The 2,401-nt window shown below is 72.8% G+C and carries 5 protein-coding genes; 3 read left to right on the plus strand and 2 right to left on the minus strand.

Translation table 11 applies throughout. From position 1 onward, the window contains the following. The 3 genes from AC1DY2_RS18680 to panD form a co-directional block, all read left to right on the plus strand. The coding region (locus AC1DY2_RS18680) for a zinc-binding dehydrogenase (protein WP_476763778.1) at nt 1-89 on the plus strand (89 nt) is incomplete at its 5' end. A gap of 43 nt (nt 90-132) precedes the next feature. Beyond that, the gene (locus tag AC1DY2_RS18685; RefSeq protein WP_159603460.1) at nt 133-663 is read left to right on the plus strand and encodes a hypothetical protein; all 531 of its coding nucleotides are present in this window, start codon (nt 133-135) and stop codon (nt 661-663) included. A 99-nt stretch (nt 664-762) separates the two neighbouring features. Beyond that, nucleotides 763-1,179, plus strand: coding sequence for an aspartate 1-decarboxylase (gene panD / locus AC1DY2_RS18690; protein WP_476763775.1), 417 nt, complete (start codon nt 763-765; stop codon nt 1,177-1,179). Nucleotides 1,180-1,215: 36 nt separating this feature from the next. Here the strand turns inward: panD and AC1DY2_RS18695 are convergent, their stop codons facing one another. Then, complete coding sequence (locus AC1DY2_RS18695) at nt 1,216-1,662, minus strand: SRPBCC family protein (protein ID WP_476763776.1); 447 nt, start codon at nt 1,660-1,662, stop codon at nt 1,216-1,218. Further along, the coding region (locus tag AC1DY2_RS18700) for a helix-turn-helix transcriptional regulator (RefSeq protein ID WP_476763777.1) at nt 1,659-2,401 on the minus strand (743 nt) is incomplete at its 5' end. The genes AC1DY2_RS18695 and AC1DY2_RS18700, both read right to left, overlap by 4 nt.

A 2,401-nucleotide genomic window follows, 5' to 3' on the forward strand; every position in this document is an offset into this window, starting at 1 on the left:
GCACCTACCCGCTCGACGACATCGTCGAGGCGCACCGGTACGTCGACGCCGGCCACAAGACCGGCAACGTGGTGCTGCGGATCGCCTGAGCGGCCTGCCGGCGGACGTCGCGGGCGGACGTACAATGCGGAAATGGAGGCACCGGCCAGCACCACCCTGGTCGTCGTCGGAGATGAGGCGACGTCGGCCATCCACGCCCTGGAGGGGTTCGCCAACGTGCGCGCGGCGACCTTCGACGCGGCATCCGACGACGAGGTCGCCCGTTGGTCGGCGGCCGCGGCCGCACCCTACGTGGTGCACGACCGCGACCCGCTCGGTCACGTGGCCGCGGCCTGGGTCGAGTTCTTCGACGACCAGTCGACGTACGGCGTGCTCGAACTGGAGATCGACCGCGCGGTCGAGGCCGCCGAGCGGCACGGCATCGCGGTGCCCGACTACTACGTGGTCATCCACCCCGAGACCCTGCCCGTGACCTGGAAGCACTGGTGGCTCGGCGTGCTCGCGTCGGAGTCGCCGACCCGCGTCATCCCGTGGCCCGACGCCGACGCCTCACTCGCCGGGTTGCTGCGGCACCTGCCCACGGGTCGCGCGTGGCCCGACGTCGAGTCGTGGCTCCCGACGGTCGCGGGCGCCGTGCCCGACCGGATCGGGCTCGGCGGCTAGGGCTCGGCGGCTCGCACTGCTCGCGCGCGCCGGAGCGGCATCCGTCGCCTGCCGTCACCGAGCGGCATCCGACCGACCGCGGCCGCTAGGCTCTCGGACGTGTTGCGCACCATGCTGAAGTCCAAGATCCACCGCGCCACCGTGACGCACGCCGACCTGCACTACGTCGGCTCGATCACGATCGACCGAGACCTGATGGATGCCGCCGAGCTGCTGCCCGGCGAGCAGGTCGCCGTCGTCGACGTGACGAACGGGGCACGCCTCGAGACCTACGTGATCGAGGGCGAACGCGGCAGCGGCGTGGTCGGCATCAACGGCGCGGCCGCGCACCTGGTGCACGAGGGTGACGTGGTGATCGTCATCTCCTACGCCCAGTTCGACGACGCCGCAGCGCGTGCCTGGCGGCCCCGCATCGTGCACGTCGATCGCACCAACCGCATCGATGACGTCGGGTCGGATGCCGCGGCCGCACCCGAAGACGCGATCGAACTGCTGCGGCCGCCGCTCGCCGTCTGAGCTGCGCTCGCCGCACGTTCTGCGCCCGGCACGCGTTCAGTGCTCGGCGTGCGCCTTGAGGGCGGTGAGCATCCGCTCGCTCTCGCTCGTGTAGCGCCCGACGATGATCGACCGCGCCGGCGCGAGGCGCCTCGGGATGCCGAGCTCGACGGTTCGCGTGACGCGCGACCCCGTGGCCGTCGCCGCGACCGACATCGAGACGGTCGCGTCGATGGTGCCGGCGGCGCGCGGCCGGAGCGTCATCGGCTGCCGGAACGCGATGACGTCGGGTCGGGCGAGGGCGATCACGACGCCGCGGCGGACGCCGGCACGGCTGTGCTCGACGTAGGTCGTTCCGACGGCGACGGGCGGCGGAGAGATCTCGCTCGTGCCGTCGTAGTCGCCCGAGGGCGGCAGCCAGCCGTAGTCGTGCAGGTCGGCGATGAGGTCGAACACGACCTCGGGCGCGGCCGCGATGTCGAGGTGCCGCTCGATCGTCGTCATCGGTCCACCCTCCCACCTTCCGCGGCCCGAGCGTAGCGCTCGGAGRGGGTGCGGAGGAGGGGAACGAGCTCGGCCGGCGACTCGACGGTGAAGTCCATGTTCAGCATGCCGATGTAGGCGGCGACCGTGTCGAGCGAGTCGGCGCCGGTGACGAGCACCGACGCGTCGTCGCCGACGGCCTCGACCACGCCGACGGTCGGGTTGATGCGCGCGATCACGGCGGCCGCGGGGGCGGCGATCCGCAGGCGCGCGTGCACGTTCCACCCGCTCATCGCGATGGAGCGCATCGCGAACGCAACGTAGTCGCCGCCGGGCAGCGGCACCGGGGAGAAGCGGCGGCGGGTCGGCATCCGAGGCTCGATCCAGTCGGCACGGAACACGCCCCACTCGCCGGATGCGGGGTCGCGTGCGACGAGGTACCAGCGCCGTTGCCAGCTGAGCAGGCGGTACGGCTCGACGAGCCGGGGCGTGCCGCGGTCGTCGAAGCGCAGCCAGTCCTCGTCGCGGATGGCGGCGGCGACCGCGGCGAGCACGGCCGGATCGACCTCGGGGTCGGGGGCATCCGTGCCGACGTTCTCGGGTGCGCGATCGACGACGGAGCCGATCGCCGCGACGGTGGGGCGCAGGCGGGAGGGCAGCACCTGCTCGAGCTTGGCCAGTGCACGGGCACTGGACTCGCCGATGCCCGCGATCCCCGTGGCGGCGCGCAGGCCGATCGCCACGGCGACCGCCTCCTCGT

The organism is Agromyces sp. P1_H4 (assembly GCF_056405255.1).

Bases quoted from the DNA above. Each gene is read 5' to 3' on its own strand.
- AC1DY2_RS18685 (WP_159603460.1), top strand. From the start codon at position 133: ATGGAGGCACCGGCCAGCACCACCCTGGTCGTCGTCGGAGATGAGGCG.
- AC1DY2_RS18695 (WP_476763776.1), bottom strand. From the start codon at position 1,662: ATGACGACGATCGAGCGGCACCTCGACATCGCGGCCGCGCCCGAGGTC.